Below are 14401 nucleotides of genomic sequence, written 5' to 3'. Positions count from 1 at the left end.
CGACCAACTCGGCGGTGCGCCTTCAGGGGGCCGTCATGGACGGGTGGTTGAAAGATCGGTGAGGGCTTTGGCAATATGCGCGCCCACAGCCTCCGCCGGCGCGCCGAACCCCCTCCCGGCCGGGCGGACGCCCCGCGTCCGGTGGACACCCCATTGGTACGGACTTTTCATCCGGCTCCCGCTGCCCGGTGCAGGCGGGGCGGGCAGAATGTCCGTATGCGCATCGACCTCGCCTCGGCCCCCGGCGACCCGGAACGCCCCAACGAGGACTGGCTATCGGCGGCGATGCCCGCCGCGGGAGGTGGAGTCCTGGTCGCCCTGGACGGGGTCACCCCGCCGGGCGGCGAGGTGGGCTGTTCGCACGGCGTGCCCTGGTTCGCGGCCCGCCTCGGGGGCCGATTGACCGAACTGTCCGGATCGCGACCGGACATGCCGCTCGACCGGATCCTGGCGGAGTCCATCCGCGGCGCCGCGGACGCGCACCGCGAAACCTGTGACCTTTCTCACGTGCGGACCCCGCAGGCGACGGTGGTGGTCGTGCGGTGGGACGAGGCGTACGTGGAGCACCTCGTGCTCTCGGATTCCGTACTGCTCCTCGAAGCGCCCGGCGGTGAGGTGACGGCGGTGCTCGACGACCGGCTGGACCGGATCCCGCGCGAGCTGCTGCGCACGCGGGCCTCGGCGGACGCGCTGCGCAACGCGGAGGGCGGTTTCTTCACGGCGGCCGCGGACCCGGAGGTCGCGGCGCGCGCGGTGACGGGGCGCACCCCGCGCGGGCGGGTCCGGGCGCTGGCCGCGCTCACGGACGGGGCGAGCCGGTGGACGGACACCTTCGGGGAGGGCGACTGGGCGCAGTGCCTGGCGGTGCTCCGCAAGGAGGGCGCGCAGTCCCTGATCGCCCGGGTCCGCGCACTGGAGTCGGACCCGGCCCGCCCCCTGCGGCGCGGCAAGCGCCACGACGACGCCTCGGCGGCGTACGCGGAGCTGTAGCCGCGGCCGCGGGCTGGGCCGTGGCCATGGCCACGGCCGTTCGGGCCGCTATTCCGCGCCCTGGTTCAACTGGTGGAGAAGCCGGGCAAGTTCCGCGACCTCTCCCCGGTCCCAGTCGGCGAGCTTGCGCATGTACTGCTCGCGCCGGGCCCCGCGTACGCGCAGGAACCGCTCCCGGCCCTCGTCCGTGAGGCCGACCAGGAAGGCGCGGCCGTCGGCCGGGTCCGGCTCGCGCGCCACCAGCCCGAGCACCTCCAGGGCCCGCAGCTGCCGGCTCATAGTGGCCTTCCCGACCCCGAAGTACGCGGCGAGCTCGGTGGCCCGCTGCCGCCCCGCGGCCTCCAGCCGCACGAGGAGCCCGTACGCGGCCGGCTCCAGTTCGGGATGGAGCGCGCGGGCCATCTCCCCGGAGGAGGCCCTGGCGCGCCGGAGGAAGACGGACAGCTCCCGCTCCAGCGCGAGGAACTCCTGGTCTTCGCTTCCGTGCACGTCCGCTCCCATCGGTGGTGTCCTGAGGCACCAGTATTTCGCAGCACCCCCGCCCCCGCCCCGGGACCCCGCCACACCGCTCCGGCGCACCACCCGGAGCCACCGGCGACGAAGCCGGCCCCCGGGACCGCATGTGGTCCCGGGGGCCGGCTTCGTCGCGTGGCGGGGCCGGTCAGGCGGCCGCGGTCACCGGGACGGCGTCGGCCGCGAGGGCCAGTTCCAGGACCTGGCGCACGTCCGTCACCGGGTGGACCTCGAGGCCCTCCAGCACCTCGGACGGCACGTCGTCCAGGTCGGCTTCGTTCCGCTTCGGGATGATCACCGTGGTCAGGCCGGCCCGGTGCGCGGCCAGCAGCTTCTGCTTGACCCCGCCGATCGGCAGCACGCGCCCGGTCAGCGAGACCTCGCCCGTCATGGCCACGTCGGTCCGCACCTGCCGCCCGGAGAGCAGCGAGGCGAGCGCCGTGGTCATCGTGATGCCCGCGCTCGGGCCGTCCTTCGGCACCGCGCCCGCCGGGAAGTGGATGTGCACGCCCCGGTCCTTCAGGTCGGCGACCGGAAGCTCCAGCTCCGCGCCGTGCGAGCGCAGGAAGCTGAGCGCGATCTGCGCCGACTCCTTCATGACGTCGCCGAGCTGCCCGGTGAGGGTGAGTCCGGCGGCCCCCGTCTCGGGGTCGGCCAGCGAGGCCTCGACGAAGAGGACGTCGCCGCCCGCGCCGGTCACGGCGAGCCCGGTGGCCACGCCGGGGACGGCGGTGCGCCGCTCGGCGGGGTCCTGCGCGGACTCCGGGACGTGGTGCGGGCGCCCGATGAGCCCGCGCAGGTCCTCGGCGCCGATGCGCAGCGGCAGTTCCCGCTCCCCCAGCTCGTGCTGGGAGGCCACCTTGCGCAGCAGGCGCGCGATGGACCGCTCCAGGGTGCGCACGCCCGCCTCGCGGGTGTACTCACCGGCCAGCTTGCGCAGGGCGTCCTCTTCCAGCACCACCTCGTCGGCGCCGAGCCCGGCGCGCTCCAGCTGGCGGGGCAGCAGGTGGTCGCGGGCGATGACGACCTTCTCGTCCTCGGTGTAGCCGTCGAGGCGGACGAGCTCCATGCGGTCGGCGAGCGCCTCGGGGATGGCCTCCAGGACGTTGGCGGTGGCCAGGAAGACCACGTCGCTGAGGTCCAGTTCCACCTCCAGGTAGTGGTCCCGGAAGGTGTGGTTCTGGGCGGGGTCGAGGACCTCCAGCAGCGCGGCCGCCGGGTCTCCGCGGAAGTCCGACCCGACCTTGTCGATCTCGTCGAGCAGGACGACGGGGTTCATCGACCCGGCTTCCTTGATGGCCCGTACGATCCGGCCGGGCAGGGCGCCGACGTACGTGCGCCGGTGGCCGCGGATCTCGGCCTCGTCGCGGACGCCGCCGAGGGCGACGCGGACGAACTTGCGCCCCATGGCGTGGGCCACGGACTCCCCCAGGGAGGTCTTGCCGACGCCGGGAGGCCCGACCAGTGCCAGTACGGCGCCGCCGCGGCGGCCGCCGATGACGCCCATGCCGCGCTCGCTGCGCCGCTTGCGCACGGCGAGGTACTCGGTGATGCGGTCCTTCACGTCGCTCAGCCCGGCGTGCTCGGCGTCCAGGACCGCCCGGGCGCCGCGGATGTCGTACTCGTCCTCGGTCCGCTCGTTCCAGGGCAGTTCCAGAATGGTGTCGAGCCAGGTGCGGATCCAGGAGCCCTCGGGGGACTGGTCGCTGGAGCGCTCCAGCTTGTCGACCTCCTTGAGCGCGGCCTCCCGTACCTTCTCGGGCAGGTCGGCGCCCTCGACGCGGGCCCGGTAGTCGTCGGACTCCTCGCCGTCCTTCTCGCCGTTCAGCTCGCGCAGTTCCTTGCGCACGGCCTCCAGCTGGCGGCGCAGCAGGAACTCGCGCTGCTGCTTCTCGACGCCGTCCTGGACGTCCTTGGCGATGGACTCGGCGACGTCCTGCTCGGCGAGGTGGTCGCGGAGCCAGGTGATGGCCAGCTTCAGGCGGGCGACGGGGTCGGCGGTCTCGAGCAGCTCGACCTTCTGGGCGACGGTCAGGAAGGGCGAGTACCCGGAGTTGTCGGCGAGCGCGGACACCCCTTCGATCTGCTGGACGCGGTCCACGACCTGCCAGGCCCCGCGCTTCTTGAGCCAGCTGGTGGCGAGTGCCTTGTACTCCTTGACGAGCTCGGTGACCGACCCGGGCAGCGGGTCGGGCAGCCTCTCGTCGACGCTCTCGCCCTCGACCCAGAGCGCGGCCCCGGGCCCGGTGGTCCCGGCCCCGATCCTGACGCGGCCGACACCGCGGATGAGCGCCCCGGGATCCCCGTCGGAGAGCCGCCCCACCTGCTCGACGGTCCCGAGCACACCGGTGCCGGCGTACTTCCCGTCGACCCGCGGCACGAGCAGCACCCGGGGCTTCCCGCTCCGGACCGCCGCCTGGGCGGCCTCGACGGCCCCCCGCACCTCGGCGTCGGACAGGTCCAGCGGAACGACCATCCCAGGCAGCACGACCTCGTCGTCGAGCGGCAGCACGGGCAGAGTGAGCGTTACGGACGTCGAAGCCATGATCTTCCCTCCGGCAGTGAAGTTGAGCTATGCCGACTCAATGCATGTGCGCCGCCCAATGTTCCCCAACCGCCGTTCGCCCCCGGCGAACACCCCCTGCGACCCCACCGCCACACCCCGCACGCGCGGCGCCTCGGCCTCCGCCGGGCCGACGGCTCAGGGGGCCGGCTGGATCCGGATGTCCCCCGAGGAGGTCTGGATCTTGAGGTGGGAGGGGGCCGTGGGAGTGGAGGGGAGGGTGTCCCGGGTGCCCGAGCCGGTGGTCGTCGTGATCTCGTACGGGGCCGGCGGGACCCCGAGGAACACGTCGCCCGAGCCGGACCGGGCGGTGACCGACGCGGGCGGGCTCGCGAACGTCAGGCGGGCGTCGCCCGAGGAGGCGCGGAGGTCGGCCGTCGGCGCGGTCAGGGCGGTGGCGGTGATCGACCCCGAGGACGTACGGACCTTCAGGGGGCCGGTGACGCCGTCGGCCCTGACGTCGCCCGAGGAGGACGAGAGGTCCGCCCCCGCCACACCGGTCACCGAGATGCGGCCGCTGCTGCTCGCCAGCGTGACCGCGGCCGAGGCCGGGACCTCCAGGCGGTAGTCGACGAAGCAGTGGTCCGAGCAGCCGTCCGTCAGGGTGAGGACGCCTCCCGACACCCGCTGGCCCGGCTTCGGTGCCGTGTCGCCGCGGTAGTGGAGGGTGCGGTGGACCGTGACCCCCGGGCCCGTGCCGGGGGTGACCTCGATGGAGCCGCTCCGGGCGTCCTTCACCTCGACCGCCGTGACGGCATCCCCGATCGTCGCGTCGGCCGCCGCGGTCTTCTGCTCGGCGTCCTCGAAGGAGCAGCCGTAGAGCAGCAGTCCGGCGGCCATGAGGACGACCACCGTCCGGCTGAAGCGCAATGACGTGATGTGGGAAGGCATGTGTACACCCTGGTACGCCGCCGGCCGCCTTCCGATGGGGCACGTACCCGGCCCGGGGTGGGGTTAGCCCCCGGTCCGGTCCCTCAGCTCCGGTCCCTCAGTCCGGTCCCTCAGCCCTTCGCCGCCGGGAGGTCCGGGCGGCCGGCCCAGTCCGTCCAGGAGCCGTCGTAGACCGCCAGGTCGCGGTGGCCGGCGAGGGCCGCGCCCAGGGCCAGGACGCAGGCCGTCACTCCCGAACCGCAGCTGAAGTACAGCCGCTCCCGGTCGCCGGCCAACGCCCCGAAGGCCTCGCGCAGTTCCCCGGCGGGCCGCATCAGTCCGCCGCGCTGGAGGTCCCCGAACGGCAGGTTCACCGCACCCGGCATGTGGCCCCCGCGCAGCCCCGGCCGCGGTTCCGGGGCCGCGCCGGTGAAGCGCTCGCGCGTACGGGCGTCCAGTACGAGCGCTCCCGGATCGGCGAGGGCCGCCCCGACGGCGGCGTAGTCCACCAGCAGCCCCGGTCGCGGCCGGGCCGTGAAGGAGCCGCGCGGGCCCTCGTACGCCGGTCCGCTCGCCTCGACGGGCAGCCCGGCCGCGGTCCAGGCGGGCAGGCCGCCGTCCAGGACGGCCGCCCGGTCGAAGCCCATGGCGCGCAGCATCCACCAGGCCCGCGCGCTGGAGTAGACGCCGGCGCCGTCGTAGACGACGACCGTGCTGGTGTCGTCGACTCCGAGCCCGCGCAGCGCCTCCTCGAAGGCGGCGGCCGCGGGCATGGTGTGCGGGGCGGGGGCGTCGTGGTCGGACAGGGCGCCGTCGAGGTCGAAGGGCCGGGCCCCCGGGATCCGCCGGCCGGCGCCGCGGTGGGCGCCGACGGAGGCGTCGAACACGACGAGCCCCGGCTCGCCGAGCCGGCCGGCCAGCCAGTGGGCCCCGACCAGCGGCCCGGGCGGCGGGGCGGGGGCGTCCGCGGTGGCGTCCGCGGTGGCGGCGGCAGGGCGGGACGTGGTCATGGGCACCTCCGAGTGGGTCGTCACGGGCCGCGCAGGCGAAGGGGCCCGTCGCACATCCTCCTACGGGGCTCCGGCCGGGCCGTCTCAATTCGGATCGGCTGTTTTTCGTCTCTGCTCCGCGCCCCGGGTGCCGCACCATGGCGGTCCCGGGGAGCCGGGGCCAAGGCTTGGGGGAGCCGTGACGGAGACGACGAGCGAGCAGCACGAACCGGCGGGGGAACCCGGGAGCGTCCTCGGGCCCGAGCAGGACGCGCCGAATGCGCCGGACGCGCCGGACGCGCCGGACGAACGGGATGAGCCGACCGGGCAGGACGCGCTCGGCACCGCCGCCGAGCCGGAGGCCGAGGCTGCCGCCGTAACCGAAGCCGAACCCGAAGCCGAGTCGGCCGCGGAACCCGAATCCGAGCCCGAACCCGGATCCGAACCCGGATCCGAGACCGACTCCGAAGACCGGCGGCTCGGAGGCCGGATCCGCAGCCGGATCCGGACGTTCGCCCTCGCCGCCGCCGGGGTGGCCCTCAGCGCCGTCGTCGCCGCGGTCGTCTCGGCGTACCTCGACATCTGGTCCGTACGGGAACCACCGCCCGGCGCCCCGCGGATCACCGCCACCACCGAGGTCTGGTGGGACCTGATGAGCGACCGCCACCTCGTACGGGCCGCGCCCGGCTCCGCGTACGAGAAGGAGCCGCTCCTCATGGGCGATGCCCAGGACACCCTGGCGCGCATGGTCACCGAGGGCGGGGTCGACGCGGGCATGATGCGGATCCGGCTGATCCTCACGAACTTCACCCGCACGCCCGCCACCATCACCTCCGTCCGGGCCCGCATCGAACGCACCCGCCCCGCGCCCGCGGGCCCGCTCTTCCACTGCGGCGGCCCCCAGGGAAGCTCCGAGGTCAGCCGGGTGGTCCTCGACCTGTCCACCCCCCAGCGGCCCGCCTGGGAACAGGACGCCGAAGGACGCCCGACGGGGCAGTACCCGAGCGCCAAGGTCCAGGTGGCGGCCCAGGGAGACCCGGCCTACTTCGACGTCGCGGTCCGGACGGACGCCGCGGCGGGCCCTGCCGCCGTCGCCTACGAGTTCGTACTCGACGTCTCCTACACGCAGGGGGACCGGCAGCAGCACCTGCTCGTGGACAAGGCCGGGCGCCCGTTCGCCCTGGCCCAGGGGGTCGAGAACCGGTCCCAGGGATTCCACTGCAACGACACCGGATGGAAGACCGCATGACGACCGGCACGACGGGCCGCACGACGAGCGGCACGACGGGCGCCCGGCCGGGAGGCCGGCGCCGGACCGTCGTCACGGCGGCCGCCGCCGTCCTGGTCTTCGTCCTCTGCTCCGCCCTCACCGTCGCACTGCTGCGCACCCTGTTCCCCGCCCCGGACGGCCCCGGCCGCCACCGCATGTACGCGGCCGGCGCCCCGCTCCTGGACGGCGGCGGCAGCCCCTGGACCGCCACCCTCCCGCAGCCCGGCCGGCAGCCGCCCGCCGAGCTGATGCGCGGCGTGCTGGGCTGCGCCCCGCTGTTCCGGTGGGCCGCCGGAGCCCGCGCCGTGCCCCGCGGGCAGGTCACCCTCGCGTACTCCGTCGGGGCGTCCCCTTCGCGGGCGGCCCTGGTCCGCGGGGTCCGCGTGGTCAGGGGGCCGGCCATATCCGTACCGCGCGGCGACGACGTCGGCTGCGCGGGACGGACCGAGGACGAGAGGCGGGCAGCCGTGGAAGTGGCCCGCGGCAAGCCCGTGCAGCCGGTCCGCCTCTCCCTGGACCGCCCCGGCGACCGCCAGGAGGCCCCGCTCCCGGTCCGGGCGGGCGGTACGGCCACGGGACTGGTCACCGTCACGACGGCCACCTGCACCTGCGCCTGGTGGCTGGAACTGGACGTGGAGGAGGACGGCCGGCAGGTCACCGTACGGGTGGACGACGACGGCCGCCCCTTCACCCTGGCACCGCCGGCGACCCCGCTCTCGACCTCCGCCGACCGGGACTTCCAGATACCCCGCCCGCTGTCCCGGGCCTTCGGCGACCCGCAGCCCGCCCAGGCCGGGGTCTCCGTCGCCGCCGCACTCGTGCCGCGGCGCGCCGACTGGGAGGCCGAGTCCGACGCCCCGCAGGACCCGGCGGCCGCCGTCGGGGGCGAGGCCCGGCTCGGCGAGGTGGCCTGCGGCCGCATGTACGACTCGGTGCTGCGCGCCGGCGGGGTTCCGGCCGGCGACCACGAACTCCGGCTCGTGTTCAGCGGCCCTCCCCTCACGGCGGGGGCGGTCCTGAACGCGTCGGTGCGGCTGGAGAGCGTCCGCCTCGACGCCGCGCAGCGCTACCGCTACTCCTGCTCGCGCGAGGGCGTGGAGCCGGTCGCCCCCATCGACAGGGTGGACATCGAACGGCACCTGTTTCCCAACACCCTGCACGCGCTGGGGCCGTTCTCCAGCGGCTCGCTGAAGTACGACCCGAGCTGGCGGCCGGAGCGGGGCGTGGGCCTGTCGATGCCGCTCGCCACGGACGAGCTGTTCGCCTTCGGCACGGCGGGCGCGGACGGTCGGGGCACCTTCGGCATCGGCGCCGTCATCGCGCCCACCCAGGCCACCTACGGCATGACGGTGGAGGTGACGATCACCCTGCCGACGGGCGAGCGCAGCGCGTTCACCCTGACCGACCACGGCAGGCCGTTCCTGCTCGGACCCGACAGGACCGAGCTGGAACCGGCGCACCGGCAGGAGTTCCTCGAACCGTTCGCCGGTCCGCACGCCCGCTACCAGGACAAACTGCCTTAGACGCCTGTTAGCGGTCGGTGCAGTGGCCGGGGCGGGCGTAGACGGCGATCCGGGCGCCGCGGACCTCGTCGACCGAGCACAGGTCGAAGTGCGAGGCCAGCGTCTGGCGTTTGACCGCCTCGCGGGGGTACGGGTCCAGCGGCTGGTCCGCCGGGTCCGTCAGGGCCACCACCCGCGGCGCCTCCACCAGGCGGGTCCAGATCCGCTCCGTCGGGAGCTCCGTGCCCTGGAGGCTGTGCGAAGCCGCCGGGGTGCGGTCCAGGGCCAGGTCGCGCAGGCTCCCGTACAGCCGCGGCGAGGACAGCAGCCACTCGCGCCGCCGCGCGGGCATGAACAGCACGGCGTCCGACGGCCGGGCCCGCTCCCGTACGGCGGCGGCCACCGCGAGCACGTCGTCCTTGCGGCTCTCGGGGGTGCGCAGCCAGAGCGACCACCAGCCGAACGGCACCAGCAGGGCGCCCACCAGCAGCCACGGCCACCACCCCCGGGCCGCTGCCAGCCGGGCCCCGGCGAGCAGGGCGAGCCCGGCGAGCGCGTAGAGCACGTACCGGTCCACGTACCAGGGGTGGACGAGGGAGACGGCCATGAGCAGGCCGGGCGGGACCAGGGCCAGCGGCAGGGCGACGCGGACCAGTTCCCGCGGCAGGGCCGGGCTCCGCGCGAGCAGCAGGGAGGCCGCCGCGACCACCCCGTACGCCGCCCAGTCCCGCCAGCTCGGCCGGCCGAGCCAGCCCAGCTGCTGCTCCGCCTGCCGGGCGCTCACCGCGGCCAGCGGCAGCAGCAGGGCCACCACCGCGGCGGCGCTCCACCGCCAGCCGCGCGAGCGCCGGGCGGTGACCGCGTGCGCGAGGAGGGCCAGTACGGCGAACTCGTGCAGCCAGCAGCCCAGGAGCAGGACCACGGTGTACGCGGCCCACCGCTCGCGCAGCATCAGGTACGTCGCCCACACCACGGCCGCCGCGACGAGGGCGTACGAGCGGCCCTCCTGCGCGTACATCTGCACGGGCGGCAGCACGGCGTAGGCCGCGCCGGACCAGAGCGCGGCCCGCTCCCCCGCGAGCCGGCGGGCCACGGCGGCGACCCCGGCCGCGGCGAGGGCGGTGGCGGCGACGGAGGGCAGGCGCAGCGCCCACAGGCCGCCCGCACCCGGTCCGCCGCCGGGCCCCGCTCCCCCGCCGTCCCAGAGCGCGAACACCGCGTGCATCAGCAGGTAGTACAGGCCGTGCACGGCGTCGACCTGCCCGAGCAGCTCCCAGAGCCCGCCGAGCGGCCGGTGCGCCACCTGCCAGGTGACGGACTCGTCGCGCCACATGCTGCCGCGGCCGTCCGCGCCGGCCCGCTCCAGGCCCCAGAGGCCGAGGAGGACGGCGAGCAGCGGCGGCAGCCAGCGCCAGGCGGCGGTGCGGCGGATGTCGTCCTCCCGGTGCTTTCCGTAGGGGTGGTGCCGACTCCATACTCGGGGGTCGGCCCGAGAACCTCCGGGGGTGGGGTGTGCGCGCGTTCCGAGCGGTGGCGGCGGTGCTGCTGAGTGCGGTGGTCCTGGCAGGGTGCGGTTCGGGGGGCGGAGGGTCGGACAAGCCGTCCGGGAGTCCCCCGACGGGCGGCAGCGGCGGCCCGACGGCGTCGGCCTCAGCTTCGGGCCCGCCGTCTCCCGGTCCCGCGTCGCCGGGCACGACCGGCACTCCGCCGGGGAAGCCGACGGGCACCCCGAGCGCCTCCTCCGCGCCCGTCTCCCCCGGGCCCTCCTCGGCGCTGGAGCGCCTGGTCACGGTGACCCGCACCGGCGGCTACGCCGGGAAGGCGGCCACCCTGCTGGTCAAGGGCGACGGTTCGTGGACCCGGCTGGACCGGCAGTATCAACCGGCCGGCGCCGGGAAGCTGGCGGCGGACCGGGAGGCGAGGCTGCGCACGGCGCTCGGGCAGGCGGACCTCGCGCGCCTGCCGAGGTTCCCGACGGGCGGCCCGGCGGTGTTCGACGGGTTCGTCTACACCTTCGTGCACGGCGGCTACGAGGTCACCGTGGCCCAGGAGTCCCTGACCCCGGCCCTGCGCGGCGTTCTGGCCGAGCTCCCCGCGTTCGAGGCCGATCCGCCGCGTTGACGTGGTGATCGGGGTGGCGGGCGGCGCCGCTCAGGCGGCGGGCGGCAGGCCCGTGCCCGACGTCGAGATCCCGCGCAGCTGCCGGTCCAGGTAGGCGTGCAGCAGGGCCGGCATGTCCACGGCGCCGGGGGCCAGGACCCACTGGATCTGGAGCCCGTCCATGACGGCGAGGGTCTCGCGGGCGACGGCCGTGCAGTCGGTGCCGGGACGCAGCTCGCCCCGCGCGACGCCGGTCTCCAGGAGCCCGACGTTGTGGGCGAGCACCCGGGCGTAGCGCTGCGTGAAGTACTCGTGCGCCGGGTGGCCGGGGTTCCCGGACTCGCCGACCAGCGTGTTGTACATCCGTACGAGGCCGGGCCGGCGGGCGTTGTCCGCGGCCAGGGCGACGACGGTGGCGTAGTACGCGGCGACGGACTGCGGCTCCTCGCTGAACAGCCGCTCCACGTCGTGCTGCTCGCTCTGCGCCAGCACCGACAGCAGCAGGTCCTCCTTGCCGCGGAAGTGGTGCAGCAGCCCGCCCTGCGTGATGCCGCAGTCCTGGGCGATGCGGGCGAGCGAGGAGGCGTTGAAGCCCCACTGCGCGAAGTGCTCCACCGCCGTGTCGAGGATCTTGCGGCGGCGGGCGTCGCCCACCGCGTAGGTGCCGCGGCCGGCGGCCTTGGGGGCGGCCGCCTCCTTGTGCTGTGCCATGCGGACCACCCTAGGCGGTGTCTCGCCGCGGACTCCGGAAGGGGTGATTCAGCTCACTTTTCCAAAACCTAGTGGGTGCAAGGTTTTCGCGCTTACGGTGGTGCGCACCCTCCCCGGAACCGCCGCACCGCACCCCAGGAGCCGTACGCCGATGAACGCCACGCCCGCCGCCGCCATCCCCCCGTACAAGGACGCCGCCCTCCCCGTGGACCTGCGCGTGGCCGACCTGCTCTCCCGGATGACGCTCGAGGAGAAGGCGGGGCAGCTCTTCCACTCCATGCTGATGATGAATCCGGACGGCACCCCGCTCACCGAGACCGACGGCTCGATGCTCCCGTTCACCACGCCCGAGCTGATCGGGAACCGGTTCATCAGCCACTTCAACCTGCTCGGCTCGTACGGCGCCCGCGAGATGGCGCAGTGGCAGAACGCGGTGCAGGAGATGGCCGCGGCCACCCGCCTCGGCATCCCGGTCACCCTCTCGACCGACCCCCGGCACGCCTTCACCGACAACGTCGGCGCCTCCTTCAACGCAGGCGCCTTCTCCGCCTGGCCGGAGGCGCTGGGCCTGGCCGCGATCGGCGACCCGGAGCTGGTCTTCCGCTTCGCGGACACCGTCCGCCGCGAGTACCTGGCCGTCGGCTTCCGCGTCGCCCTGCACCCGCAGATCGACCTGGCGAGCGAGCCGCGCTGGGCCCGCCAGACCGGCACGTTCGGCTCCGACGCGCGGCTCACCGCCGAGCTGGTGCAGGCGTACGTCCGGGGCCTGCAGGGTCCCGGGCTCGGCCCCGAGTCCGTCTCCGCGATGGTCAAGCACTTCCCCGGCGGCGGCCCGCAGAAGGACGGCGAGGACCCGCACTTCGCGCACGGCAAGGAGCAGGTCTACCCGGGCGGGATGCGCGAGCACCACCTGGAGCCGTTCAAGGCCGCGATCGCCGCCGGCTGCGCGCAGATGATGCCGTACTACGGCCAGCCGATCGGCACGGACTGGGAGGAGGTCGGCTTCGGCTTCAACAAGGGCGTGGTCACGGGGCTGCTCCGGGAGGAGCTGGGCTTCGAGGGGATCGTCTGCACCGACTGGGGGCTGCTCAACGACTCCTCGATCTTCGGCGAGACCCACCCGGCCCGGGCCTGGGGCGTGGAGCACCTGGCGGTCGCCGAGCGGGCGGCGCGCGCGCTGGAGGCGGGCTGCGACCAGTTCGGCGGGGAGCAGTGCCCCGAGGTGATCGTGGAGCTGGTCCGCTCGGGCCGGATCCCGCAGTCCCGGATCGACGCGTCGGTGGCGCGGCTGCTGCGCGAGAAGTTCGTCCTGGGCCTGTTCGAGAACCCGTACGTGGACCCGGACGCGGCGGCGGAGACGGTCGGCCGGGCCGATTTCACGGCGGCGGGGGCGGCGGCCCAGCGCCGCTCGCTCACGGTGCTGACCAACCCGGGCGCCCTGCTGCCGGTCTCCGGCACCCCGAAGCTGTACGTGGAGGGCGTGGACGAGGCCGTGGCGGCCGGGTACGGCGAGGTCGTGTCCGACCCGGGGGCGGCGGATCTGGCGGTGCTGCGGCTGCGCACCCCCTACGAGCCGCGGGAGAACCTCTTCGAGTCCTTCTTCCACTCGGGCTCGCTGGCCTTCCCGGAGCCGGAGCTGTCCCGGATCCTGGCGCTGCTGGCCTCCGTACCCACCCTGGTCTGCATCAACCTGGAGCGGGCGGCGGTGATCCCGGAGATCGCCGAGCGGGCGGCGGCGCTGGTCGCGGACTACGGCGCCGAGGACTCCGCGCTGCTGGACGTGGCCTTCGGCCGGGCCGCGGCGGAGGGCCGGCTGCCCTTCGAGCTGCCGCGGTCGATGGCGGCGGTGGAGGCCTCGCGGCCGGACGTGCCGAACGACACGGTCGACCCTGTGTTCCCGTACGGGCACGGGCTGTCCCTGTAGGGGGTCGACAAAAGTGTCGCCACATGCGCGCGGTGGCTGACGATCACCGCGCGCCGGGTGGCCGCTCCGTGGGGGGACGGCCACCCGGCATCACCGCCCATATCCGCATTCCCGCCATAATCGGAAGCATCGCTTCCGCCTCTTTCCCTGTCCGAACCCCGCATAGCCGCAGGCCGGTGCCTCCTCTACGCTGCACCCCTACCACGCGGATCTTCAGGGGCGGGAAATGGAACAGACACACACCACCCACGGCGGTGCCGCGGCCACCCCCGGCGCTCAGCGGCGCGTGCTCGTGGTCGAGGACGACCGTACGATCGCCGACGCCATCGCGGCCCGGCTGCGCGCCGAGGGTTTCCAGGTACAGGCCGCGTTCGACGGGCCGGCCGCCGTGGCGGCGGCCGAGAGCTGGCAGCCCGAGCTGCTCGTCCTCGACGTGATGCTGCCCGGCTTCGACGGCCTGGAGGTCTGCCGCCGGGTCCAGGCGCAGCGGCCGGTGCCGGTACTGATGCTCACCGCGCGGGACGACGAGACCGACATGCTGGTCGGGCTCGGGGTCGGCGCGGACGACTACATGACGAAGCCGTTCTCCATGCGCGAGCTCGCGGCGCGCGTCCACGTCCTGCTGCGGCGCGTGGAGCGGGCCACCCTGGCCGCCACCGCCCCGCGCGGGGCCACCCTGCGGCTGGGCGATCTGGAGATCGACCACGCGCAGCGCCGGGTCCGGGTGCAGGCCGAGGACGTGCACCTGACGCCGACCGAGTTCGACCTGCTGGTCTGCCTGGCCGGTACCCCGCGGGCCGTGCTCTCGCGGGAGCAGCTGCTCGCCGAGGTCTGGGACTGGGCCGACGCGTCCGGGACCCGTACGGTCGACAGCCACATCAAGGCCCTGCGCCGCAAGATCGGGGCGGAGCGGATCCGTACGGTCCACGGCGTCGGGTACGCCCTGGAGACCCCGGCGCAGGCGTGAGC

Annotated in this window: 12 protein-coding genes; 6 read left to right on the top strand and 6 right to left on the bottom strand. The window is 74.8% G+C overall.

Annotation, left to right across the window (positions count from 1 at the left end):
* Positions 1–216: 216 nt before the first annotated feature.
* Positions 217–990, top strand: a complete 774-nt coding sequence (locus tag ACFYZS_RS01820) for a protein phosphatase 2C domain-containing protein (protein WP_389005729.1) — start codon at positions 217–219, stop codon at positions 988–990.
* Between the two features lie 48 nt (positions 991–1038).
* Here the strand turns inward: ACFYZS_RS01820 and ACFYZS_RS01815 are convergent, their stop codons facing one another.
* The 4 genes from ACFYZS_RS01815 to ACFYZS_RS01800 form a co-directional block, all read right to left on the bottom strand.
* Positions 1039–1491, bottom strand: a complete 453-nt coding sequence (locus ACFYZS_RS01815; protein ID WP_030153656.1) for a MarR family transcriptional regulator — start codon at positions 1489–1491, stop codon at positions 1039–1041.
* A gap of 160 nt (positions 1492–1651) precedes the next feature.
* Entirely contained in the window at positions 1652–4048 is a 2397-nt protein-coding gene (lon, locus tag ACFYZS_RS01810; RefSeq protein ID WP_389005727.1) for an endopeptidase La, read from the bottom strand.
* 156 nt (positions 4049–4204) lie between these two features.
* On the bottom strand, positions 4205–4957 hold the full coding sequence (locus tag ACFYZS_RS01805) for a DUF4097 family beta strand repeat-containing protein (RefSeq protein WP_389005725.1): 753 nt from the start codon (positions 4955–4957) through the stop codon (positions 4205–4207).
* A gap of 110 nt (positions 4958–5067) precedes the next feature.
* Positions 5068–5946, bottom strand: coding sequence for a sulfurtransferase (locus ACFYZS_RS01800; RefSeq protein WP_389005723.1), 879 nt, complete (start codon positions 5944–5946; stop codon positions 5068–5070).
* Positions 5947–6124: 178 nt separating this feature from the next.
* Here ACFYZS_RS01800 and ACFYZS_RS01795 point away from each other — a divergent pair, with 178 nt between their 5' ends.
* Positions 6125–7174, top strand: a complete 1050-nt coding sequence (locus ACFYZS_RS01795) for a hypothetical protein (protein ID WP_389005721.1) — start codon at positions 6125–6127, stop codon at positions 7172–7174.
* A complete protein-coding gene (locus ACFYZS_RS01790; RefSeq protein WP_389005719.1) occupies positions 7171–8718 on the top strand; it encodes a hypothetical protein in 1548 nt (515 codons plus the stop codon). Before ACFYZS_RS01795 ends, ACFYZS_RS01790 begins: the two co-directional genes overlap by 4 nt.
* 7 nt (positions 8719–8725) lie before the next feature.
* Here ACFYZS_RS01790 and ACFYZS_RS01785 read toward each other — a convergent pair whose 3' ends face one another.
* Positions 8726–10030 carry a hypothetical protein gene (locus tag ACFYZS_RS01785; protein ID WP_389005717.1) on the bottom strand — a complete coding sequence of 435 codons (1305 nt, stop codon included), beginning with the start codon at positions 10028–10030 and terminating at the stop codon, positions 8726–8728.
* Between the two features lie 179 nt (positions 10031–10209).
* Between ACFYZS_RS01785 and ACFYZS_RS01780 the strand changes: the two genes are divergently transcribed.
* Complete coding sequence (locus ACFYZS_RS01780; RefSeq protein ID WP_389005715.1) at positions 10210–10818, top strand: hypothetical protein; 609 nt, start codon at positions 10210–10212, stop codon at positions 10816–10818.
* A 30-nt stretch (positions 10819–10848) separates the two neighbouring features.
* Here ACFYZS_RS01780 and ACFYZS_RS01775 read toward each other — a convergent pair whose 3' ends face one another.
* Positions 10849–11508: a TetR/AcrR family transcriptional regulator gene (locus ACFYZS_RS01775; RefSeq protein ID WP_389005713.1), complete on the bottom strand. Its 660-nt coding sequence runs from the start codon at positions 11506–11508 to the stop codon at positions 10849–10851.
* A gap of 151 nt (positions 11509–11659) precedes the next feature.
* Here ACFYZS_RS01775 and ACFYZS_RS01770 point away from each other — a divergent pair, with 151 nt between their 5' ends.
* Entirely contained in the window at positions 11660–13432 is a 1773-nt protein-coding gene (locus ACFYZS_RS01770; protein ID WP_389005711.1) for a glycoside hydrolase family 3 N-terminal domain-containing protein, read from the top strand.
* A gap of 226 nt (positions 13433–13658) precedes the next feature.
* A complete protein-coding gene (locus ACFYZS_RS01765; protein ID WP_030153642.1) occupies positions 13659–14399 on the top strand; it encodes a response regulator transcription factor in 741 nt (246 codons plus the stop codon).
* The last annotated feature ends 2 nt before the right edge of the window (positions 14400–14401 follow it).

This window comes from Streptomyces sp. NPDC001903, assembly GCF_042891345.1.
Taxonomy (GTDB): domain Bacteria; phylum Actinomycetota; class Actinomycetes; order Streptomycetales; family Streptomycetaceae; genus Streptomyces.
This window is presented reverse-complemented; position numbering and strand designations above follow the sequence as displayed.

Excerpts from the sequence above, each read along its gene's own strand:
- ACFYZS_RS01820 (WP_389005729.1), top strand. The coding sequence starts at position 217 with ATGCGCATCGACCTCGCCTCGGCCCCCGGCGACCCGGAACGCCCCAAC.
- ACFYZS_RS01815 (WP_030153656.1), bottom strand. The coding sequence starts at position 1,491 with ATGGGAGCGGACGTGCACGGAAGCGAAGACCAGGAGTTCCTCGCGCTG.
- lon (WP_389005727.1), bottom strand. The coding sequence starts at position 4,048 with ATGGCTTCGACGTCCGTAACGCTCACTCTGCCCGTGCTGCCGCTCGAC.
- ACFYZS_RS01805 (WP_389005725.1), bottom strand. The coding sequence starts at position 4,957 with ATGCCTTCCCACATCACGTCATTGCGCTTCAGCCGGACGGTGGTCGTC.
- ACFYZS_RS01800 (WP_389005723.1), bottom strand. The coding sequence starts at position 5,946 with ATGACCACGTCCCGCCCTGCCGCCGCCACCGCGGACGCCACCGCGGAC.
- ACFYZS_RS01790 (WP_389005719.1), top strand. The coding sequence starts at position 7,171 with ATGACGACCGGCACGACGGGCCGCACGACGAGCGGCACGACGGGCGCC.
- ACFYZS_RS01785 (WP_389005717.1), bottom strand. The coding sequence starts at position 10,030 with ATGTGGCGCGACGAGTCCGTCACCTGGCAGGTGGCGCACCGGCCGCTC.
- ACFYZS_RS01775 (WP_389005713.1), bottom strand. The coding sequence starts at position 11,508 with ATGGCACAGCACAAGGAGGCGGCCGCCCCCAAGGCCGCCGGCCGCGGC.
- ACFYZS_RS01770 (WP_389005711.1), top strand. The coding sequence starts at position 11,660 with ATGAACGCCACGCCCGCCGCCGCCATCCCCCCGTACAAGGACGCCGCC.
- ACFYZS_RS01765 (WP_030153642.1), top strand. The coding sequence starts at position 13,659 with ATGGAACAGACACACACCACCCACGGCGGTGCCGCGGCCACCCCCGGC.